The following is a 21,552-nucleotide window of genomic DNA, read 5'->3' as shown; positions in this document are numbered from 1 at the left end:
CGCCCGATCAAGAGGCGTCAAGAAGCGCGCACCACACAAATTTCCGGGCGCCCGGTCATGAGGCGAGGCCGGAGTCGGTCGGCACAGCCCTGAAGCGGGCCCTAGCGGCGGATGTTCCGCACCTCGCCGAAGCCGCCCGCCGGGCTCCAGCGCAGCCGTGTCAGCCACTCGGTGGACGTTCTCGTGAACAGCAGGTCCTCGGTGCCGGCCACGGGCGTGGCCTTCTCCCAGCCGTCGAAGTCCTCGGTCGCCCTGGTGTCCCAGGTCGCCAGGTCCCGCGTACCGACCGCCGCGACCGACTCCGTCGGCGGTTCGCCGTCCGCGCAGTACACACCCCAGTTCGCGATCGCCGTGACCGTGTCGCGGAAGGCCTTGAGCGTGATGCTCCGGCAGGCGTCGCCCTCGGTCGCGTACACCAGTCGCGGCTTGCTCCACGGTCCGCCCGCGGTGTCCTGGTGCTGCTCCATGAGGCCGCGCCCGGCCGCGTAGTACATGCCGACACGACCGCCGTCGGCCCACGGGATGTCCTCGACGAAGCGGGCGTGCGACGCCGAGGAGCGCGGCCCGGACGGGGTGGGGGAGCCGCTGCCGGTCTCCGTGCCTCCGCAGGCGGCGGTGCACGTCAGCAGTGCGACCGCTGCCGCCGTCGCGGCCCGCGCCGACCAGCGGGCACCCTGTACTCGTCGCATGTGTCTCCCCAGGCTCGCTGTGCGGACGCGGTCCATGGGATCACGACGTGGTGGCGCCGGATCACCCGAAGACGTTGTCCGTCTCGTCCCAGCTGAAGGGGTCGGTGGTGGGCGCGGGCGGCAGAGCGCGGGGAGTGCGCGACGAGGACTGGTACATCGCCTCGATCTCGGCCGCGTACCGCTCCGCGATGGCGTCCCTGCGCAGCTTCATCGACGGGGTGAGCAGCCCGTTGGCCAGGTCGAACGCCTCGGGCAGCACCCGGTAGACGCGGATGGACTCCGAGCGCGACACGGTGGAGTTGGCCGCGCCGACCGCGCGGTTGATCTCCTCCCGCAGGGCGTGCTCCTCGCGCAGTTCGCGGTCGTGGGCGTCGCCCGGCACGGCGTGCACCGAGCGCCAGTGGGCGAGGTACTCGGGATCGAGAGTGATCAGGGCCCCCACACAGGGCCGGTTGTCCCCCACGACGACCGCCTGGTGGACCAGCGGATGGACCCGCAGGCGCTCTTCGAGAGCCGCGGGGGCGACACTCTTGCCGCCGCTCGTGATGACGATGTCCTTCTTGCGGCCGGTGATGCTCAGATAGCCCTCGCTGTCGAGCTGCCCGATGTCCCCGGTGGCCAGCCAGCCGTTGTGGAGCGCGGCCCGGTTGCCCTCCTCGTCGTTGACGTAGCCCTGGAACACCGAGGGCCCCCGGACGAGGATCTCCCCGTCGTCGGCCACATGGATCTCCGTGTCGGGCAGCGGTTGTCCCACGGTGCCGAACTTCTCGCGGCCGACGGGCTGCGCCGTGATGCCGCCGCTCGTCTCCGTGAGCCCGTACCCGTCGTGGACGAAGATCCCGATCCCCGAGTAGAACAGGGCCAGTTCACGGTTGAGGGGGGAGCCGCCCGAGACGGCACCGCACACCCTGCCGCCCAGGGCCGCGCGCAGCTTGCGGAACACCGTCTTGTCGTAGACGGCATGCTGCAGCCGCAGTTCGAAGCCGGGGCCCGCGCCCGTGCCCAGCCGCTGCCGCTCGGCCGCCGCGGCGAAGTCCTGCGCGGTCCGCACGGCACGCTCGAACAGGGCGCCCTTGCCCGCCTCCTCGGCCTTGCGGAGGAAATTCTTGTACAGCTTCTCGAAGACGTACGGCACTGCGTACAGATACGTGGGCCGGAACGACAGCAGGGCCTCGGCCAGGGTCTCCGCGCGCAGGTCCGGCTCGTGGCCCATGAGGATCCCGCCGCGCATGCACAGCCCTTGGATCATCAGGCCGTACACGTGGGAGAAGGGCAGGAAGGCCAGGACCGCGGGCTGCTGCCCGGGGGGCGCCGCGGTGTGCCCCCAGCCGGCCAGCAGGGTGTCGCAGGGGCTCGCCAGGCTGCTGTGGCTCAGCGCGCAGCCCTTGGGGTGTCCCGTGGTGCCCGAGGTGTAGGCGATGACGGCCGTCGAGTCCGGCAGCACGATCCGGCGCATCGACTCGACGGTGGTGACCGGTACCGACAGGCCCGCCTCGGCCAGATCCGTGAGCGCCCCGGCGTCGAGCTGCCAGACGTGCCGCAGGGACGGCAGCGTGGCGCACACCGAGCCGACCGTCATGATGCCCTGCTCGTCCTCCACCACCACGGCGACGCAGCCCGCGTCCCGGAGGATCCACGCGACCTGCTCGTGCGAGGAGGTCGGATAGATCGGGACGATCTCGGCGCCCACCGTCCACAGGGCGTAGCTGAGCACGGTCCACTCGTAGCGGGTGCGTGCCATGACGGCCACGCGGTGGCCGGGGAAGATCCCGGCCGCGATGAAGCCCCGTGCCACGTCCAGCACCTGGTCCCGCAGCTCGATCGCGGTGACCTGCGACCAGGCTGCGGGAGAGGTGTCGGAGCGGCGTGCCAGTTGCGGCAGGAAGGGATCGCGTTCGGCTGTCTCGAAGAGACTGTCCGCGAGCCCGCCCTGCATCAGGGGCGAGGCCTGTCTGGATACTTCCAAGGGGTGCATGTGCCGCTCCAGAATCTCCTCAGAGCGCCCCTCCGATGGAGTCCGGAATCGAGGGCGTTCGAAATCTAGCCCACGACGGCGGGAGTTGGGTCACGAACGGACGATCGACCTGTCCTGATCTCGTTGCGCTGCGCCACCGAGCCACTTCAGTCCGTCGAGCAGAAAACGGTTCTGGGAGGCACTGGCGAAGGTGGACGACAGCGGGGTGTTCGTCGCGTAGTCCATCGCGTTGTGACCGACGTTCGCGTAGAGCATCCGGTACTGGGTGTTGGTCCACAGAACCGGGTAGTAGCCGCTGTACCAGGTCTGGTTCGGATCGGTGCCCACCGGGAAGCTGCTCTGGTCGATGGAGGCCAGGATCTTGATGTCCGGATTGCGCCGTAGGTCGTTCGACCAGCTGTACCACTCGTTGACCGACGACGCGAAGGTGGCGGGCAGGTTCCTTGTCGAGGCGTGTGTACGGTCCTCCACCCGCAGAGTGGCCGACGTCGGCCCCCAGGTGTTCGACTTGAAATTGCCGCTGCCGAGGAACTGCTGGTGGTACCAGGGCCATTGCTGCGCCTCGGTCGTGAAGGCGGAGACGTGGAAGCCCAGCCAGCCGCCGCCCGCGCGCATGTAGCGCTCGAAGCCGGTCCGCTGGGCGGCGCTCTGCGGCAGGTCGTCGAGGAAGAGGACGACCTGGTACGCGTCGACGCCCCCGTCGGCCAGCAGGTTCCAGTTGGTGCTCGCCGTGTAGGTGAAGCCGTTCTCGGCGGCGCGGGCGGGGAACCACTGGTTGGCCTCGCGGGTGAAGCTGATGTGCGCGGCGTCCCACGTACCGCTGTAGAGGGCGAGCACCTTGAAGGGCGCCGCCTTCGCCGCCGTGTCCGGTGTCGCGTGGGCGGGTGGCGCCGCCAGTCCCAGCAGGGTGGCCAGCAGCACGAGCACCTGCAGGGCGATGCGCGCCGGCGCGGACGTTCTGATGCCGTTCATGATGTGCCCCTTCCTGTACGTCGACTCGTTGTGGGTGCGCGCCGTCACGGGTGGCTGACGAGGTTGGCCACGTTGGTGGTGGAGTTGGACGGCCCGCCGCGGTCGTTGACGACGTGGCGGATCGTGCCGGTGCCGCCGAGCGAGACCGTCACCATGCTGCGGAAGCGCACGTTCGCCGAGTTCGGTGCCTCGATGGCGTGTTCGGCGGTGACGGCCGGGTTCACGTTGAAGTAGCAGTAGCTGCCGAAGCCGTACACCTGGTGGCTGGTCACGGAGTTGGCGACCTTGTAGGCGGCGTAGCCCTGCGTGGAGCCGTTCATCCAGGCCGCCTGGTTGGGCGGGTCGTAGGGCATCTCGTTCTGGTAGAAGTACGTGCGCCCGCCGTTGCCGTTCCAGATCGTCTGGTGCTTCTGGTAGTGCTCGACGAACAGGCCGTACATGGTGACGTCGTCGCCGTTGACCACGAGTCCGGTGTCGGCGGTGTTGGTGTTCCAGCCGACGCCGTTGCCGTGGTCGGCGCGCCAGATCCACAGATGGTCGCCGATGACGTCGTCGCTGTTGACGGTGAGACTGGTGGTGGCCTTGCCGACGGCCGCGCCGCCGATCCGGAAGAACACGTCGTGCAGGGAGCTGGGGTTCGCGCCGTGGTCGGCGGACGAGCCGCCCGGGCCCATCTCCAGGAGCTGCGCCGAGTTGGTGGTCCCGGCGTCGAAGAGGATCCCGGCGAGCTTGATGCCGTCCACGTCCGCGACCGTCATCGCCGTCACGCCGTTGTCCGGGATGAGCGTCGCCAGGCCGAGGCCGAGCACGACGGTGTCGGGGCGGGTCACCTTCAGCGTCTGGTTGAGGTGGTAGACACCAGGGGTGACCAGCAGGTTCTTGCCCTGCGCGAGAGCGTCGTTCATCTGTGCCGCGGTCGCGCCGGGCTTGACGACGAAGAAGTCCGACAGGGGCAGCGAGGTGCCCGCCGGGGTGCCGGCCGCCCAGGTGGTGCCGCGCGAGTCGGTGCGTACGGCGGGGACGAACACCTTGTACGCGCCGGCCGCGTCGACGTACAGGAAGGGCTTCTCACGGGTGACGGGCGCCCGGTCGACCGTGGTGTACGGGGGACTGGGGAAGGTGTTCGCGGGGGCGTTCTGTGCGCCGACGAAGACCATGTTCCAGTTCGAGCCCGTCCAGCTGGACCACTCGGTGTTCCGCGAGAGCCACTGCTGCTGCGAGCCCGACCTGACCTGCCCGTCGATCTTCGTGTCGGCCATGTAGCCGCCGCTGGACCAGCCGCCGTCGTCCAGCTGGAGGTTGCCGCGCAGATGCATGCGGCGGTACGGGGCCGCCTGCGAGACGGCCCAGCGGTCGGTGCCGGAGGTCGGTGTCACGGACAGGTTCTCCGCCGAACGCCAGAAGTTCTGGGTGGCGTTGCCCTGGAACCAGTCGGCCTCGGCGTGCACCGCGCCGCGGATGGTGACGTCGTCGGGGGAGAGGCCCAGACCCGCGACCTGGGTGTAGAAGCCGACGTTGGCGTTCGCGTCGTAGGTGCCCGGCTTGAAGAGGAAGGCCTTGCGGGCCGTGCCGAACTGGTTGGTCTCCTGCTGCGCGAAAGCCGCGTTCAGGCTGTTCTGGATGGTGGCGGCCGGGGTGGACGGGTCGAACACCGTGACGTTCGGGCCCAGGTCCGGGGTGCCGGGCGGCTGCTGGACGTCGACGGCGTCGACGCGGAAGGACTGGGCCGCGGAGCCGTTGCAGGTCCACTGCTGGAGCTGGACACCGTCGGCGGTCGACGCGCTCGGCACGTCGAGGCACTTGCCGCTGTTGCGGTTCACGAAGTGATAGGTCGTCCCGGAGGCGTCAGCGACGGGCTGCCACTGCTGGTTCGTCCCGCCGCCGTACGTCCACAGCTGCACGGCCGCGCCGTCGGCGACCGACACGTCGGCGACGTCCCAGGTCTTGGTGGCGTCGGCGCGGTTGTCGACCCGTACCCGCCCGTCGGAGGTGTCGCGCAGCTGCCACTGCTGGGCCTGGCTGCTGTTGCACGCGTACTGCTGGACGGCGGTGCCGTCGGCCGTTCCGGCGCCCCGGGCGTCGACGCACTTGCCGCTGCCCGCGTTGACGACGGTGGCCCAGCCCGTGGGGAGGGCGGCCGCGGCCTGCTCGGCCCGTGGTGCGGGAGGGGCCGCCGCCACGGCGCCCGCCGCCGACGCCACCAGGGCGAAGGTGGTGAGCAGGGTGGGTATCCGGCGGCCCGGTGATCTGGGCGACCTCGGTGATCCGACCGGTGATCCTGACGATCCGAACACGGATTCTCCTGTGCGTGGGGGGTGGGGGTGAGAAGACGGCGTACATGAACGTGTTCACCGACAGCGTGTTCACAGACATGAACGATGAGCGCATTCGTGGAATCTCGGCGATCGGTGAACCTAAAGGTCTGAACCAAGCGCGTCAAGATGTGAAGCAAAGAAGGCCGACAATCGTCCGGAGTCCGCAAGGAATTGAAGGCGGCAAGCTCTCTGGAGGGGCGGTCCGCGGTACCCGTCATTACGATGAAGGAGATCGTCGCGCCGCCCCGTGGTCGGTGTGCGAGGGGGCCGACCGACGTCAGGAGGGCCGCCGTGAGCACGATCGCGGTGAAGGCCGCCCGCTTGAGGAGCGGACTCGTCCTCCCGTACGCGGAAGCGGGGTATCCGGAGGGCGCCCCCGTCGTCTTCGTGCACGGCCTCGCGGACTCCTGGTGGGCGTTCGAGCCGCTGCTCAGACAGCTCCCCGCCGCCCTGCACGGGTACGCCCCCACCCAGCGCGGCCACGGCGACGCCGAACGGCCCCCCGACGGCTACAGCCCGGACGACTTCGCCGCCGACCTGGTGGAATTTCTAGACGCCACGGGCATCCGCCGGGCCGTCCTGGTCGGCGCGTCGAGCGGTGGCGTGGCCGCGCGGCTGGTCGCGGGCAGCCATCCCGACCGGGTGGCGGGTCTGGTCCTGGCGGGCGTCCCGGCCACCCTCGCCGACAAGCCGCCCGCCGTCGCGCTGGGGGAGCAGGTCAAGGACCTGGTCGACCCCGTGCCGCGTGCCTTCGTCGAGGAGCTGCTCGCCGGGCTCACGGCCCGCCCGCTCGGGCGGGGACTCCTCGCGACGATCGCCGAGGAGAACCTGAAAGTGCCCGCGCGGGTGTGGCGGGAGACCCTGCGCGGGCTGCTGGAGACGGACCTGGCGGCCACCCTGAAGGGAATTCTCGTCCCCGCGCTCGTCCTCTGGGGCGACGCCGACGGCATCCTGCCCCGCGCCGACCAGCAGCGGATCCTCGACACGCTCTACGACGCGAGGCTCGTCGTGTACGAGGGCGCGGGTCATGCCCTGTACTGGGAGGAGCCGGAACGGCTCGTCCAGGACGTCGCGGCCTTCGCCGCCGAGGTGCTGGCCGACCGTCCCGACGGCCGGTCAGCACCTCGTACCTGACGCATGGTCGGACGCCGGTCAGGCGCTGACGCCGATCACGCGGTGGGGTCGATCACGCGTTGGGGTCGAACGCGATCCCCGACGGCTTCGCCGACGAGAGGTGCGAGTTGAACGTGCTGTCCTTGATGCCGAGCGTCGCACTCCCGAAGTTGTACGAGGTCAGCGTGGACCGCAGGCTGCCCGGGTAGCCGTTCCAGCCGACCAGCGGGGGCCGCTGCCAGGTCCCCTTGTGGTTCTCCGGCGGCTCGTCGCCCGCGGTCGCGGCACGGAAGCAGTGCGTGCTGATCCCGTCCTTGTGGTAGACGACCTTGGCGTGTGTCCCGTCCCAGCGGATCGCCGAGCGGTTGTGGACCGTGAACGAACCGTGGTTGGACGTCGAGACGTACTGGGCCTCGTTGTTCTGCACCCACACCACGACATGCTCCCAGTCGTGGCGGTGTCCGCCGAGCCCGCTGCCGGCCACGGCCTGGTCCTTCTCGAAGTAGGACCCGTAGACGATCGCGCACCAGCCGTTGTTGCACTTGGAGCGCGAGTAGGTGTTGACGCTGTCGAGGTCGGACGCGTCACGGCACTGGCCGTTCACGGCGCCGCTCGGGTTGAGCCCGCCGTTGACCGTCCCGTCGGGGCCGATGGCCGACGTGGCGTAGCAGCCGTCCGTGTCGTAGTCGTAGGTGGGCTGGAACGTCGAGTCGAGCGCGTCCGCGTTCGCGGGCAGCGCGGGGGGCGGCGCCGCCAGGGCGGTGGCCGGGAATACGAGGACCAGAGCCGCGGCGCCCGCCAGTACGCCGAGCGACTTCCGGCCCAGACGCCGGGATCCGCGGAACTTCGATGCCGGTCTGCCGTTCACAGGTGTCCTCCTCATCGGCCCCGTGCAGGCCAACGCCCTTTGTGGCATGTGACTTTGCGACATGTGACTTTGTGACATGTGCAGTTCAGAGTCGCGGATTTTCACTCGCGTGCCAAGAGGCCCCAGAGGTCACAACGGTTACGGAGCGCCCAACACTTGTCGCTCAACCGGCCCAAGAACGTCACATACGAGGAGGGTTGGTGGAAAGCTGTGCCGCATGAGCGCGCCGCAGGTCACCCGCCCGAGGGGTGACGGGCCCACCGCCCCCCGCCCGTCCGGACCGGCGGCCGAAGGCGAACGGCCGGGCCGCTTCGGCGGATTGCTGCGGTCTGTCCGGTCGGCGCGGCGCCGACGCTGGCTGTACGCGCTGGTCGTCGTCGCGCTCCTGGCCGAGATGGCGGTCGCGATGGTCACCACCGCCGTCGAGCAGACCCCCACCATCGACGAACCCGTGTACGTGGCCTCGGCCGAGGTGTACCTCAAGGAACGCAGCTTCCGTTACAACCCCGAACACCCGCCCCTGGGCAAGCTGATCATCGCGTCCGGCCTGGTGTTCACCGACGCGCGCCTCGACGCGGACTTCGTCGGAAGCCAGACGGCACTCGGCCGGCACGTCCTGTACGAGTCGGGCAACGACCCCGCCCGCCTGATGCTGTACGCACGCCTTCCGGTGATCGTCCTGACACTGCTGTTCGGGCTGGTCGTCCTCGCCTTCGCCCGCGACCTCACCGGCCCGCCCGGCGGCCTCGTGGCGCTGGCCCTGTACGCGTTCTCGCCGGACGTCATCGCCAACGGTTCGCTGGCCACGCTCGACGTGCCCGCGACCGGCTTCCTGCTCACGGCCCTGTGGCTGCTGTGGCGGGCCCGGCGGCGACCGCTCCTGTGCCTCCCGCTCGCCGGCGTGGCCCTGGGCGCGGCGGCGGCCACCAAGATGAGCGTGCTGCCGGTGATCCCGGTACTGACGCTGCTGGGCGTCCTGTCGTTCTGGCACGCCCACCGGACACCGGCCCTCGACGCGGGGCCCCGGACACCGGCCCCGGACGCGCGGCCCCGGGTCCCCGAACCCGACGAGCGGCCACAGCTCCCGGCGCTCGACGCCCGCGCCCGGATCCGCCTCCTCGCGTACGGGGCGGCGACCGCCGTCGGTATGGCGCTGATCGCGGTCGCCGTCGTATGGGCCGCCTATCTTGTCGTCGACCCGCGGATGCGCTGGGCCGCCCCCGACAACGTGCCGGACATCCGCGGCGCGCGCGGCCGGATCGCGGCCTGGCTGCCGTTCCCCGAGGCCTACCGCGACGGCATGCGCATCCAGTTCGGCTTCGAGTACGACATCTGGCAGGGCTTCCTGTTCGGGCGGCTCTACGAGGGCTCGCTCTGGTACTACCTGCCCGCCGCGCTCCTGGTGAAGACCCCGCTCGGCATGCTCGCCCTGTGGACCGCGGGCTCGGCCGCGATGCTCGCCGTACGCCGACTGCGCCCCGCCGTTCCGTACGTGCTCGTCCCCGCCGCCGTACTCCTCGCCATCTCCATGCACGGCGCCCGGGATCTCGGCGTGCGCTATGCCGTGTTCATGCCGATGCTGCTGGCGGTCGCCGCCGCCGGAGTGACCCTCCTGCGGCGCCGACCGGTCCACTGGGCGACGGCGGCACTGGTCTGCTTCGTGGCGGTCAGCTCGCTGCGCACCTACCCGTACTACCTGCCGTACTCCAACGAGGCGTTCGGCGGACCGTCGAAGACGCATCAGCGGCTGCACGACTCGAACGTCGACTGGGGCCAGGATCTGGGCCGCCTCGCGGACCACCTGGACCGGCGCCATCCCGGTGAGCGCGTCTGGCTGGTCTACAAGGGCGCGGGCGTGCCCTCGTACTACGGGATCAACGCGTCCGACCCGCTCAGGGCTCCCCTCGGTGAGGTGCACGGACTGCTGGTGGTGTCCGACTCCGCGGTGGCGAAGGCGGACGGGCGGCTGGCCGCGCTGCTCGACACCAGTACGCCGATCGACGACGTCGGGCACTCGATCACGGTGTTCCGGCGCCGCTGACTCCGACCGCCACGCACCGTCACCGGGCCGACCGCCACGGGAGGACTCTTCAGTCACAACTGCCGCTCGCGCCCGACTGGTTGGGCCCCGGCGAGGGTACGGTCGCGTCATGACGACGCGCCGTACGAGTCCTGTGAGGAGACGCGGCGCGGCCAGGGCGATCGTGACGGCCTTCCTGTGCGTACTGGTGGCGCTCCCCGCGAGAAGCGGCGCCGCGCCGGAGGCCGCCGCCTCCGCACCGCACACCGCCCACGCACCGGACACCGCCCGGGACCTCCACGTCGGTACGTTCAACATCTACGGGAACGTCGGCCACCGGGGCGACGCCGGTGACTGGATCAGGGACGAGGCCGACGCCGTCCGGGACCTCACCCTCGGCGACGTCGACCGGTGGCTGTTCATCGGCCTCCAGGAAGTCTGCAAGACCCAAGGGGAGCGGTTCGCAAGGGAGTTGGGCCTGCGCAGCGCTTTCGTCGACACCGGTACGAAATGCGCCGACGGCCAGCCGTACGGCAACACCGTCCTGTTCCACTCGGCCGCCAGGATCCTGCCGCCGGCGCTGCTGCCCAACCCGGACGGCAGGAGCGGCGAGCGGGGCATCATCTGTGCGGTCGTGCGCCCCGCGGGCCGACCGGACCCGGCGGGGCCACCGGTCACGGCGTGCAGCACGCATCTGACCGTCGGCGGCAGCAAGGACGGGGAACGGCAGGCGCAGACCGAGTTCATCCACGACGAGTGGAAGCCGGACGGTGTCCACCGGCTCGGCGCCGCGGGCCCCGTCGTCCTGGCGGGCGACCTGAACGCACCGCCCGACGCGCCGGAACTCGATGTCCTGTACAGCGGCAACGGCAGCGAGGCGAGCGGCCTCCGCGAGACCGGACCGTCGTACACCCGGCCGACCTACGACGACGGCCGCAAGATCGACTACCTGTTCAGCTGGGGCCGGGGCGCGTCAGGGCGCTGGCACTGCACCGGCACGCGCCGGACGGTCAACTCGGACCACAGCTTCTACTACAGCGTGTTGTCGACGGGGACGGGATGAGCGGGCGGCCCCGGCGCGGGTGAGCGGGCGGCCTCGGGGCGGTGGACGCCACGCGGCCGGTAGCCCAGCCGGTCCGCCACTCCCACCAGATCGGACAGCAGCCACACGATGGCCAGCCACATCTCGGTGCCCTGGAGACCGGGTTCCCGGCCGGGCCCCGAACCGCCCTCGCCCGGCGGGCCGAAGCCGAAGCCGGTTCCGTCCCGCCACTGCTCCAGCGCGTACGCCAGCTGCTCCGCGGCCCACGCCCGAGCCTCGGCCGACCGGTGGCAGCTCTGCCGCCCGGCGAGCCACAGCGGGTGGGCCACGTCCAGTACGTTGCACGCGTTCTGGCGGCCCGCGGCGAACCAGCGCGGATCCCCGCCGTGGTCGAGCACGGTGTCCACCACCCGCTCCGGGTACGGCAGCCGGAGCCCGAACTGGGCGAACGAGCCGCGCGTGAGCCGGTAGTGGCCGTTGACGAGCTGCAGTCGGCCCTCGGCCGGCGAGGACGCCCCGCCCCACATCCCGGTCCACGGATCCACCCGCGTGCTCAGCCAGCCGAACAGCGCCTCCAGGGCGCCCGGTTCGCCCGCCGCGGCGCCGAGCCCGAGGTTGTGGTGCGCACCGGTCGCCCAGCAGTCCACCCAGGCACCGGCCGTCCACGCCCGCGTCCGCCACGGCAGCGCCTCCAGGCGGGCGACCAACTGGCCGGCCGTCATGCGCTCCACGGGGCGGACCGGATGGGCGAAGCGGGAGCCCAGCAGCTCCAGCGCGTACCCCACGGACAGCACGTGGTACTCGGCGGCGCCGTCGTCGATCCAGCCGTCCGCCGCGCGGGCGGGCAGCAGACCGGGGCCGCCGTCGTCCGCGAGTTCGGGCACCATCCCCTCGGCCGGATCCTGCAGCGCGCGCAGCCGCTCGGCGTGCTCGGCGGCGGACAACTGCGGCGGAGGCGTGCCGAGGAGCAGATCGGCGATCTCCACGGCGTCGCAGTGGGCGCGGACGGTCAGCGGGGCGCCGGGCCGGTCGCGGTACCGGCCCGCGTCGGTGTCCCAGGCACGCGCGAGGAGGCCGGCGGCCTGCGAACGGGCCCGGTCCGCGAACCGGGCGACCGCGTCCCCGAGTCCGTCACCGCCCTGCGCCGTCCCGCGCCGGGCGGGGCCGGTCTCGCGCCGGTCGCGCAGCCTGCGCGCCGGATTGCCCGCGGCGACCGACCAGGGCGGCAGATCTTTGGTCACCACCGCTCCCGCGCCCACCACGCAGTGGTCGCCGATGGTCACCCCGTCCAGGACGACGACGTTCGACCCGATCCACACGTCGTCGCCGACGGTGATGCCCCTGCTGGTGAGGGGCTGCCGGTGCACGGGCCGGTCGGGCCCGAACCCGTGGTTGAAACCGAGCAGCGAACTGTGGGCGCCGATCCGCACGCCGTCCCCCAGCGCGATCCGGCCCCGCACGGTGGCGTACGGATTGACCGTGCAGTCGGCGCCGGTGATCACCTCGCCGGTGACGTAGGCGTGCCCGGCGATGTACGAGTTCTCGCCGAGCCGCAGCGTGTCGGTGAAGACGCCGGCGGCGGGAGAGACGAAGCAGTGCGCGCCGATGCTCGCGCCGCTGTCCGTCAGGCGCTTCTGGTGCGCGGCCTGGGCGTCCCGTTGCGCGGGGGAGGCGCGCGGGCCGAAGTCCCAGGGGCAGTGGTCGAAGTAGGAGTCGTCGAGGGCGCTTTCCGAATCCATCACGCCTGATCATAGAGAGCGCTTACTGCTGCGGCAACGTCTCCGCGCGCCGGGCAGGGGGCCGAATGGATGCACCGGACACGGCGTCCGGCGGCCCGGACCGTAGCGTCAGCATGGCAAGCCCGAATCCGGTGACACGGAACCCACTCGAACTCGACACGAACCCCTGGTGGCGCGATGTGCTTCAGTGCGACGGCCGATCTCGTGGCGGGCTGCGGCATCGCCGCCGTGGGGGTGGCCTGCGTGGCGCGGACCCGCAGGGCGGCCGATCTGCCGATGGCCGCGCTGCCCCTGATCCTGGGCGGCCACCAGATCGTCGAGTCCCTGGTCTGGCGCTCCGGCGGGGGTTCGGGCCCCGCCACCGTGGCCTGGGCGGCGATCGCCCTGCCGCTGCTCGCGGTATGGGTGCCGGTGGCCGTGCTGTGCGTGGCGCCGCCGAACGCGCGGCGACGGCTGATGATCCCGCTCGTCGCGGGAATCGTCACCGCGGCCGTGCTCTCGTACTGTCTCGCCACGCACGGTGTGACGGCGGAGATCCGCGGCCACACCGTCGGCTACGCCGTCTCCCTGCCCGCCTCGGAACTGCTCGTCGCGGGCTACCTCCTGGCCACGATCGGCTCACTGCTCCTCTCCGGCGACCGGCATCTGCGCGTCCTGGGCATCCTGGTGACCGTGGGGGCGGCGACCTGCTGGGCGCTGTGGAAGGCGGAGTTCATCTCGACGTGGTGCGCGTTCGCGGCGGTGTGCTCGCTGGTGCTGTACGGGTGGGTGCGGGGGCGTGCCGTGCCGGCGGGCGTTCCACGGGTGTCGGTCGGCCGATGAACTGCTTCCACGGCCGCCGCACTCCGGTCCGGGAACCGATACGTCGGGTGCGGCCCCGGCGGGGGCGGGCCGCGCAGTTCCCCGCGCCCCTGAAAGGCAGGGGCTGCGCCCCTGCCTTTCGCCCTCCAGGGGCGCGGGGAACGGCGCGGGCAACCTCCACCGGCCCGCAGAATCATGCGACGGGCCAGGCCCCGTAAGGGGCGCGGGGAACTGCGCGACAAGCCCCCACCGGGGCCGCAGTCGACGAACGCGGGGCCGTCAGCACACCCGGCCCGCTCCGCACGGCGCACGCGGCGGCCGTCGCCCTGGCGGGCCGGGGCTCAGAACGTGAGGCTCCAGGTGTCCAGGTAACCCGGGTCCACCGTGAAGATGCCGGGTGTGTTGTCCGTGACGCGCAGTCTCCACGTGCCGTCGGCCGGGAGCGCCGACGCGTCGACCGTGAACGTCGCGTGCAGTTCGGAACCCGTGTCCCAGACGAAGTCCTTCACGAGCAGCACCGTGCCGTCCTCGCCGACCAGGTGGATGACCTGGCCGCCGATGAAGTCGTGCACCAGGTCGACGGTGACCTTGAGGTCGCTGGAGGCGTTGCCCTCGCGGCCGGTGACGACGATCGGTGACTCGATGGTGCGCCAGTTGGGGATGTCGAAGCGGTCGGGGTTGACGAAGTGGTCGCCGCCGGAGGCCAGGACCTTCCAGGTGAAGGACAGGGTGCGGGTCTCCGCGGCGGAGTTCCTGATGCTGACGGCGGCGGGGAAGGAGCCAGCCGCCGTCGGGGTGCCGGAGACCAGTCCGGTGACGGGGTCGACGGACAGGCCGTCCGGCAGGCCGGTGGCGGAGTAGGTCAGCGCGCCGGGCCGGGTGCTCGTCGCCCCGAACGCGCGGCTGACCGGCTGGCCCACCGCGGAGTCCCGGGCTGAGGGCGTCGCCGCGGCGATGTGGTTGACGTACCGCGGGCCGACGTTGACGGCGGCCCAGGCGTTGCCGACCGCCTCGTACGCGTCGCTGGTCGTGCCGAACAGGTCGGCCGCCGCCTGGAGCGTGGCGGTGCGGGCGCCCGCGTAGTCGGTGGTGCTGGTCATGTAGCGGGTCAGGGCCCGGTACCAGACGTTGGTGGCGTTGTGCAGGCCCAGGCCCGCGACCGGCAGCCCGTCGTAGGTGGGGCTGTCGTAGGCGACGCCCTCGACGGTCTTCTCGCCGCTGCCCTCGGCGAGCAGGTAGAAGAAGTGGTTGCCCACACCGGAGCTGAAGTGCGGGTCGAGCTTGCGGGTCTGCGCGGTCCAGTGGTCCTGCGAAGTGCCCTTCGCGGAGGCGTCCTTGGAGGGCTGGTCCATGTACCGCAGGGGCTTCCCGGTGCCGCGCACGTCGGCCAGTTCGCCGATCCGGTAGTCCGGCACGTCCTCGGCGCTGTCGGCGAAGAACTCCACCGCGGTGCCCATGATGTCGCTGGTGGCCTCGTTGAGGCCGCCCGACTCACCGGAGTAGACGAGGTCCGCGGTCGCGGAGGTGACGCCGTGCGTCATCTCGTGGGCGGCGATGTCGAGTTCGGTGAGCGGCCGGGCGTCGTCCAGGCCGTCGCCGTACGTCATGCAGAAGCAGAGGTCGTCCCAGAAGGCGTTGGCGTACCCCTTGCCGTAGTGCACCCGGGAGCGGGCGCCCACACCGTCGTCGGCTATGCCGTTGCGGCCGAACCGGTCGTGGTAGAAGTCCCAGGTCTTCTGCGCCCCGTAGGCGGCGTCCACGGCGGCCGTCTGCCGGTCGGCGGGTGTCCCGTCACCCCAGACATCGTTGTCATCCGTCAGTGGTGAGCCGTTGCCGCCCGCACTGATGTCGTACGTCGTGTGACCGCCGCGCTGCGGATCGGTCAGCCGGTAGAGGTCGCCGTCACGCACGGAGCCGACCTGTACGGTCCCGCTGTACTGGCTCACTCCTTCACCGGCGTGGATCTGCTCGAAGCTGCCCAGCCGCGCACCGCTCCCGGCGTCGGTCACCACCCGCAGGCTGCTCGGAGTCCCGTCCTGCTGAACGCCGTCGACGACGCTCTCCCAGGCGAGCACGGGTTCGGCTTTGTCCTCGCCCGCCCAGACGACGAGCCGCGGGGCCCCTTCGGCCGTCGCCTCGTCGGTCTTCTGCGACTCGGCAGCCGCCAGAGCCGACCTCCGGGCCTTCGCGGCCGGTACGGAGGCCTTGGTCGTCGGTACCGAGATCGTCGCCGGGGACGACCTGGAGACGCTGCGGGTCCCGCCGCGCTCGTGGACCACCAGGTCACCGCCGAGGACGGGCAGCCCGGCGAACGTACGCTCGTAGCGGGTGTGCACGGTTCCGTCGGCGTCCTTGACGACGTCCTTCGGTATCAGCTTCTCCCGCCCACCCAGCTTCAGCGAACGAGCCGTGGCCGTACGGGAGTCGGCCGCCGCGGCGAGCAGCTTCTCGCGTTGCGCGGGGGAGAGTCCGACCGTCCTCGCGCCGGGTCTGGGCTCCGCCTCGATCTGCGGGGGAGCCTTGTCGGTGCGGGTGGCGCGGTCGGCCCGGGGTTCTGCGCTCCAGGCGGGGAGTGCCGAGCCGAGAAGCGCGCCCAGCGCGACGACCGCGATCGCCGTCGTGCGCGAGCGCGCGAGGGTGCGTCGGCGGGATGGCACGGGACCGGGGGACGGGGTCGCCGTCCCGGTCGTACGGAGGTTGTCCGTCACTGCTGCAACTCCTGGTGTGCGGCCGTCTGGTGACGGCGCGTCAGGTCTGCCGCCGAGGGCAGGGTGCTCCGGCGGGAGAGGGGGGTGGGAGATGACCGTGCGGTCGCTGGATCGTTTCAGCGGGAGAGGTGCGTGTCACCACTGCGGAGATCATTGTCCGGAATACGGTCAGCGGCTGTCCGTCGTGAGCAGCGCGGCGCGCAGTGGATCACATGGGCCTTTACGCGGTGGCAACACGGCCTTCATCGGCCACTTTGGCCACTTCTCGCCCTACGGTCCGCTCCGGCGGACGTCCGTCACAGCCAGCCCCGGCGCGCGGCCTGCCAGGCCAGTTGCATCCGGGTCGCCGCACCGGCCAGTTCCATCATGCGCTGGATGTGCCGCTGCACCGTGCGTCGGCTCAGGCCCAGTTGGGTCGCCACCGCCTTGTCGGTGACCCCGGCCACCAGCAGGGCGAGCAGCCGCCGGTCGACCGTGGACAGCGGATCGGGACCGCCGACCCCGTCCGTCCCGGCGACCGCGCCCGAGTCGTCGACGTCCAGTGGGACGGCGTCCTCCCAGTAGCGCTCGAACAGGGCGACGAGAGCGGCGAGCAGGTTGCTGTCCCGTACGAGGGCGGCGGTGGGCTCGTCCGGGTTGCCCTGGGGGCCGCCCGGCACGAGCGGGCAGACCGCGATGGCCCGGTCCGCGACCGCGAGGCGCAGCGGCAGATGCGGCACCGCACGGGCGGTCTCCCCGGCGCGCACCCCCGCAACAACGTTGTCAACGGCTCCCTCGTCGTCGAAGAACGCCTTCTCGTACAGCACCCGGTAGCGCACACCACGCGCCAGCGCCTCGAACTCCGAACTGTTGCTGCCCGACGGCATCGCCACGTACTGCGCCTTGCAGAACCACAGCATCTCGTCCTGGGCGCTCGCCTGGATCTGCCGCAGATGCTGGCGCAGTGCCTCGGCGCCCGTGATGACCTCGATCAGCTCGCCCGCGTCGCGCCGGCGCATCGTGTCGCGGTACACCTGCAGCAGGCTCGTGGCCTCGGCGCGGGCGAGATCGAGCGCGTCGGCGTTCCGCTTCAGCCGGGGGATCAGCGCCACGTCCGGGGGAGTGGCGCGGAAGTGCCGGGGGAGCATGTCGGTGTGGCTCGCCATGCCTTTGACGGCCAGCGCGTCGAGGACCGCCTCGGCCTCTGCCGGACTCAGCCCGGTGCGGGCGGCGACCTCACCCGCCGACGCCTGGCCCGCCGTCACCAGATGCCGGTAGACGGACTCCTCGGCGTCCGACACCCCTGCAGCCTCCAGCGTCATGGCGCCCTCCCCGAGACCGGCCGGTTCCACTGATCGGACACCGTACTCCACGGGTGTTACAGGCGGTGAGGGTGAGCGGGGCAGTCCTTGCCCCGCTCACCCCGTGACATGTGCGAGCGGCTATCCGCGGTGCAGGTAGGCGCGTTGCACGGTCTGCCGCACGGAGCCACCCGCCGCGTCGCGAGCCGTCACTCTCAGTGTCACGTACGCGTCACCGCGTACCCGCGACGGCTTCTTGACGGTCGCCTCGAACGTGTTGTGCCCGCGGTCCTTCACCGTCGCCCGGCTCCAGCTCGCGCCGCCGTCGTACGACGCCTCCACCTGGACACTCACCCCGCGCGGTACGGCGAGCCCGTCCTGGGCGCGGACCGACAGTCCGACCGAGTGCGTACGGCCGGAGCGGACGGCGTTGTACGCGTCGACCGGGACGTCGTAGTCGAGCTGGAGCAGCGGCAGGGCCGTCGCCGCTCCCGTGGTGCCCGAGCGGAACGACCAGGACGTCTCCGTGCCGGTCCCGTACACCCACTCGCCGGACACGCGCGAGGTCGTGAGGTCCAGCCGGTAGTCGGCCGCGCCGGACGGGACCTCGAAGTCCGCGTACCCGCCGTCGGCCTCCGCGACCTGCCGGCCGTCGCGATACAGCACTGCGGCGGCCGAGTCGCCCTGCGCCGCCTTCGCCCCGCCCGAGGTGCCGATGCCGCCGCCCCCTTCGAGCAGCCGCGACCGGTGACCCGCCTGCGAGTCGGTGAACTCCGGTATGCGCAGGCTCAGTACGTCACCCGAGCGCACGGACGGAGCCGTGGTGCCGCGCGGGATCGACGGCCTGACGACGGCCCCCTGCCAGGTGTCGGCCGTCCGCTCGCCCGCCCGGTAGGTGCGCGCGGCGTCCGCCATGCCGACGACCAGCGGGGTGTCCACGTCGAACGTGGTTTCGTGGTGCACGAAGTGCTTCCACTGCGTGTCACCGGAGCTCACGTACTCGGTCCGGTCGAAGCCGGTCGGCACATACCGCGTGTACTGCAGCCACGCCGTGTCCTGGTACGGCCGCCGCGCGAAGCGCTGCTCGGCGGCCCACCGCGCGCCGCCGTTGTCGGCGTACCTGGCCGTCACCACCGCGCTGTTGCGCTCGGACACCGTGTGCACGACCTTCTCGGGGACGCGCTGCGACGACACCTGCATGACGTCGTACAGGTACGGGCTGCGGGCCGTGCCGGTGAAGTCCACCGTGGTCCGTCCCTTGCCGATCCGCTTCAGCAGGGCCGCTCCCGCCTTCGCGCCGATCCGGACGGTCGGTACGCCCCAGCGGTCGCCCTCCGGGTGCCAGCGGGTCCACGCGATGTCGCTGAAGTGGACCAGCACGATGCCGCGAACCCCCGCCGCTGCCGCCTTCTCCGCCAACTCCCGCTCATTGACGTTCTGTTCGTTGGTGAGGACCGCGAGCTTCCCGCGAGCCCCCGCGAAGACCGGCGCGGCGGCGTCCCCCGCGGCGACCGCGGTCAGGCGCGCTCCCTTCCCGGCGGTCGCCTTCTCGTCGAAGAGCGGCGAGGAGGGCATGTAGTAGGCGTCCGGCGTCTCCTCGGCGCCCTTGCCGCCCGACACCGCCATGTCGAGGAGCGGTGCGACGAGCTGCCAGCGCGAGGCGAACTCGAAGGTGCCGTCGGTGACCGCGGAGGTCGGACTCACGTACAGCCGCTTGCCGAGGTCGAAGTACATCGTCCCCTGGATCAGGCTGTGCCCGTCGATCTTCCGGTACGTCTGGTAGCTGAGGATGCCGCGCTGCTCGGCCGGCCGGGGCGTACGGATGTCGACCAGGGTCGTCCTGCGCTCGTCGAGCGTGACGGACATGTCCTTGGTGACCTTCACCTCGGGCAGGACCACGTGCCGCAGTTCCTGTCCGTCGGAGACCGTGTCCAGGGACGAGTGGTCCAACTGGTAGGTGCCCTCCTCGACCTCGGCGACGGCCGGCTCGGTGGCGCTGCCCGGATCGGTGTAGCCCACGAAGCCGTCGGTGCCCCAGATCGTCGGCAGCGCCTCGATCTGCTTGCCCTTGAGGTCGACGGTCCTGACGGTGAGCCGGTGGACCGGCCCCTGCACGGCCAGGCTGACCGTGGTGTGCACGGTGACCTTCCCGTCGGCGGAGGCCGCGGTCACGTACCCGTAGTAGTCGCCCCGCTCCACCCGGCCCGGATCGACCGTCAGCGGAACCTCGGCGGTGGCGCCCGCGGGCACGCGCACCGAACCGGAGCCGAGCTTCACCGCCCCTTCGGACGGTGTGCGCCCGCCCGCGGTGGCCAGCCGGAGGCCGAGCGCCAGCGTGACATCGGCGCCCGAGGTGTTGGTGTAGGTCAGCTTCGTCGTACGAGGCTCGCCGCCACCGGTCTGGAACGGGCCCAGGGCCACGGTCCCCGTGGCGGTGACCGGACCCAGCGCCGCCGCGGCCACGTCGATGAGACCGCCGCCCTGCTCGGTGACCTCCTGGCCCGCGGCCGTTCGGGCCGTGCTGACCAGCGCGTCCTTCAACTGCGCCGCGCTCCAGTAGGGATGCCGTTGGGCGAGCAGCGCGGCGGCGCCCGCCACGTGCGGGGCCGCCATCGACGTACCGGAGGCCGCCACGTGCTGTGCGTCGACCGGGTCGCCCATGGTCGTGCCGGCCGCGCGGGCCGCCACGATGCCGACGCCGGGCGCCGTCACGTCGGGCTTGACCGCGTCGTCACCGGAGCGCGGGCCGCGGCTGGAGAACGGGGCGAGCGCGCCGGCCCGGTCGACGGCGCCGACGGTGAGGGCCGCGTCCGCGGCGCCGGGGGAGCCGATGGTGCTCATGCCCTGCTCGCCGCTGTTGCCCGCCGCGACGACGAACAACGTGCCCGTGCGCTCGGTGAGTTCGTTCAGCGCGAGGCTCATCGGGTCCGTGCCGTCGCTCGGACTGTCCGAGCCCAGGCTCATGTTGACGACCTTGGCGCCCGAGGCCGCCGCCCACTCCATGCCGGCGATCACCTGGGACTCGCTGCCGTAGCCGTCGTCGCCGAGCACCTTGCCGACGAGCAGGTCGGCGCCCGGCGCGACACCCTTGCCGCCCTTGCCGCCGGCGGACGCGGCTCCGCTGCCGCCGACGATGGACGCGACATGCGTGCCGTGCCCGAAGGCGTCCCCCGTACCGGAACTGCCGGAGAAGTCCTTGGCCTCGGAGATCCGCCCGGCGAGATCCGGGTGCGACTGGTCCGCGCCGGTGTCCAGCACGGCGACCTTGACGGACTCGCCCCGCTGACCGGCCTGCCACACGGCGGGCGCGCCGATCTGCGGGACGCTGCGGTCCAGCGTGGCGTTCACCCGGCCGTCGAGCCACACCCGGGGTGCGTCGGCGGCCCGTGCCGTGCTCACCGTGCCTGCCTCCGTGGCCAGTTGCTTCCAGAACCGGCCGAGGTCGTCCTCCGCGACCCGCACCGACCGCGCCCCGATGCTGTCCAGGCGGCGGACCGGCGACCCGTCCTCGGCGAGCGAGGTCAGCCGCCGGACCGCGGACCCGGCCGCGCCCTCCGCGCCTGCCACGATCAGCGGAAGCGCGTCGCTGTGGGCCTCGTCGTAGCGCTGGGCGAGCAGCGCGCCCACGTCGAACAGACCCCGGTCCAGGCGTCCCGCGGAGACCAGGTCCCCGGCGTCGGACGGCAGGACTGTCAGCCGCCCGTCCTGCTCGTAGGTCCGGAAGAGGATGTGCCGCCGGCCGGGGCCGGGCGTGACCGAGGCGGTCCGCCGTCCCTCGGAGTCGGCGGCCACGGTCACCCGATCACCGGTGATCAGGCGTACGGTGCCGAGGCTCTTCGGCGCGGGAACGTCGGCCGCCGCCGTCGCCGTGGGCCCCGTACCGCCGCGAGCGGCCACCGGCGCCACCGCGCCGGCAGCCAGGGCGAGTCCTGTCGATATCGCCGCCAGCAGGCGAATCCGTCTCATCAGTGCCGTGCCTTCCGTCGTACGCACAGAGAAGTTCATGCGCTGGACAGAATCCGGTGGCACG

The 21,552-nt window shown here is 71.7% G+C and carries 12 protein-coding genes and 1 pseudogene; 4 read left to right on the top strand and 9 right to left on the bottom strand.

What is annotated here, in order from left to right:
- Positions 1 to 101: 101 nt before the first annotated feature.
- From C6Y14_RS16275 to C6Y14_RS16260, 4 genes and pseudogenes are all read right to left on the bottom strand, one after another.
- The gene (locus C6Y14_RS16275; RefSeq protein WP_107017366.1) at positions 102 to 689 is read right to left on the bottom strand and encodes a hypothetical protein; all 588 of its coding nucleotides are present in this window, start codon (positions 687 to 689) and stop codon (positions 102 to 104) included.
- Positions 690 to 750: 61 nt separating this feature from the next.
- The gene (locus C6Y14_RS16270) at positions 751 to 2,664 is read right to left on the bottom strand and encodes an AMP-dependent synthetase/ligase (RefSeq protein WP_225891114.1); all 1,914 of its coding nucleotides are present in this window, start codon (positions 2,662 to 2,664) and stop codon (positions 751 to 753) included.
- 129 nt (positions 2,665 to 2,793) lie between these two features.
- Positions 2,794 to 3,636, bottom strand: a pseudogene (locus C6Y14_RS16265) (ThuA domain-containing protein); the annotation flags it as partial.
- Positions 3,637 to 3,680: 44 nt separating this feature from the next.
- Positions 3,681 to 5,858, bottom strand: a complete 2,178-nt coding sequence (locus C6Y14_RS16260) for an RICIN domain-containing protein (protein WP_404828797.1) — start codon at positions 5,856 to 5,858, stop codon at positions 3,681 to 3,683.
- 384 nt (positions 5,859 to 6,242) lie between these two features.
- On the opposite strand from C6Y14_RS16260, the gene C6Y14_RS16255 reads away from it, so the two are divergent.
- Entirely contained in the window at positions 6,243 to 7,085 is an 843-nt protein-coding gene (locus tag C6Y14_RS16255; RefSeq protein ID WP_159074265.1) for an alpha/beta fold hydrolase, read from the top strand.
- A gap of 52 nt (positions 7,086 to 7,137) precedes the next feature.
- Here C6Y14_RS16255 and C6Y14_RS16250 read toward each other — a convergent pair whose 3' ends face one another.
- Positions 7,138 to 7,947, bottom strand: coding sequence for an NPP1 family protein (locus C6Y14_RS16250; protein WP_107017363.1), 810 nt, complete (start codon positions 7,945 to 7,947; stop codon positions 7,138 to 7,140).
- Between the two features lie 202 nt (positions 7,948 to 8,149).
- On the opposite strand from C6Y14_RS16250, the gene C6Y14_RS16245 reads away from it, so the two are divergent.
- Together C6Y14_RS16245 and C6Y14_RS16240 are read left to right on the top strand one after the other, a co-directional pair.
- On the top strand, positions 8,150 to 9,973 hold the full coding sequence (locus C6Y14_RS16245; RefSeq protein ID WP_107017362.1) for a phospholipid carrier-dependent glycosyltransferase: 1,824 nt from the start codon (positions 8,150 to 8,152) through the stop codon (positions 9,971 to 9,973).
- Positions 9,974 to 10,082: 109 nt separating this feature from the next.
- A complete protein-coding gene (locus tag C6Y14_RS16240) occupies positions 10,083 to 11,015 on the top strand; it encodes an endonuclease/exonuclease/phosphatase family protein (RefSeq protein WP_159074264.1) in 933 nt (310 codons plus the stop codon).
- On the opposite strand, the gene C6Y14_RS16235 is transcribed toward C6Y14_RS16240, so the two are convergent.
- On the bottom strand, positions 10,985 to 12,733 hold the full coding sequence (locus tag C6Y14_RS16235) for an acyltransferase (RefSeq protein ID WP_107017360.1): 1,749 nt from the start codon (positions 12,731 to 12,733) through the stop codon (positions 10,985 to 10,987). The two genes, C6Y14_RS16240 and C6Y14_RS16235, sit on opposite strands and share 31 nt — an antisense overlap.
- A 177-nt stretch (positions 12,734 to 12,910) precedes the next feature.
- Between C6Y14_RS16235 and C6Y14_RS16230 the strand changes: the two genes are divergently transcribed.
- The gene (locus C6Y14_RS16230) at positions 12,911 to 13,555 is read left to right on the top strand and encodes a DUF6629 family protein (RefSeq protein WP_107017359.1); all 645 of its coding nucleotides are present in this window, start codon (positions 12,911 to 12,913) and stop codon (positions 13,553 to 13,555) included.
- Between the two features lie 320 nt (positions 13,556 to 13,875).
- Here C6Y14_RS16230 and C6Y14_RS16225 read toward each other — a convergent pair whose 3' ends face one another.
- The 3 genes from C6Y14_RS16225 to C6Y14_RS16215 all read right to left on the bottom strand — a co-directional run bounded on the left by C6Y14_RS16225 (position 13,876) and on the right by C6Y14_RS16215 (position 21,488).
- Positions 13,876 to 16,242 carry a M4 family metallopeptidase gene (locus C6Y14_RS16225; protein WP_107017358.1) on the bottom strand — a complete coding sequence of 789 codons (2,367 nt, stop codon included), beginning with the start codon at positions 16,240 to 16,242 and terminating at the stop codon, positions 13,876 to 13,878.
- Positions 16,243 to 16,538: 296 nt separating this feature from the next.
- Positions 16,539 to 17,543, bottom strand: coding sequence for a helix-turn-helix transcriptional regulator (locus C6Y14_RS16220; RefSeq protein ID WP_107017422.1), 1,005 nt, complete (start codon positions 17,541 to 17,543; stop codon positions 16,539 to 16,541).
- Between the two features lie 120 nt (positions 17,544 to 17,663).
- Positions 17,664 to 21,488, bottom strand: coding sequence for a S8 family serine peptidase (locus C6Y14_RS16215; RefSeq protein WP_107017421.1), 3,825 nt, complete (start codon positions 21,486 to 21,488; stop codon positions 17,664 to 17,666).
- Positions 21,489 to 21,552 lie beyond the last annotated feature (64 nt).

Origin of the sequence: Streptomyces dioscori (assembly GCF_003024195.1) — a bacterium.
Classification (GTDB): Bacteria; Actinomycetota; Actinomycetes; order Streptomycetales; family Streptomycetaceae; genus Streptomyces; species Streptomyces dioscori.
This window is presented reverse-complemented; position numbering and strand designations above follow the sequence as displayed.

What these genes read in the sequence shown, in the direction of transcription:
- C6Y14_RS16250 (WP_107017363.1), bottom strand. Translation starts at nt 7,947, where the DNA reads ATGAGGAGGACACCTGTGAACGGCAGACCGGCATCGAAGTTCCGCGGA.
- C6Y14_RS16270 (WP_225891114.1), bottom strand. Translation starts at nt 2,664, where the DNA reads ATGCACCCCTTGGAAGTATCCAGACAGGCCTCGCCCCTGATGCAGGGC.
- C6Y14_RS16245 (WP_107017362.1), top strand. Translation starts at nt 8,150, where the DNA reads ATGAGCGCGCCGCAGGTCACCCGCCCGAGGGGTGACGGGCCCACCGCC.
- C6Y14_RS16215 (WP_107017421.1), bottom strand. Translation starts at nt 21,488, where the DNA reads ATGAGACGGATTCGCCTGCTGGCGGCGATATCGACAGGACTCGCCCTG.
- C6Y14_RS16230 (WP_107017359.1), top strand. Translation starts at nt 12,911, where the DNA reads ATGTGCTTCAGTGCGACGGCCGATCTCGTGGCGGGCTGCGGCATCGCC.
- C6Y14_RS16220 (WP_107017422.1), bottom strand. Translation starts at nt 17,543, where the DNA reads ATGACGCTGGAGGCTGCAGGGGTGTCGGACGCCGAGGAGTCCGTCTAC.
- C6Y14_RS16240 (WP_159074264.1), top strand. Translation starts at nt 10,083, where the DNA reads ATGACGACGCGCCGTACGAGTCCTGTGAGGAGACGCGGCGCGGCCAGG.
- C6Y14_RS16275 (WP_107017366.1), bottom strand. Translation starts at nt 689, where the DNA reads ATGCGACGAGTACAGGGTGCCCGCTGGTCGGCGCGGGCCGCGACGGCG.
- C6Y14_RS16235 (WP_107017360.1), bottom strand. Translation starts at nt 12,733, where the DNA reads ATGGATTCGGAAAGCGCCCTCGACGACTCCTACTTCGACCACTGCCCC.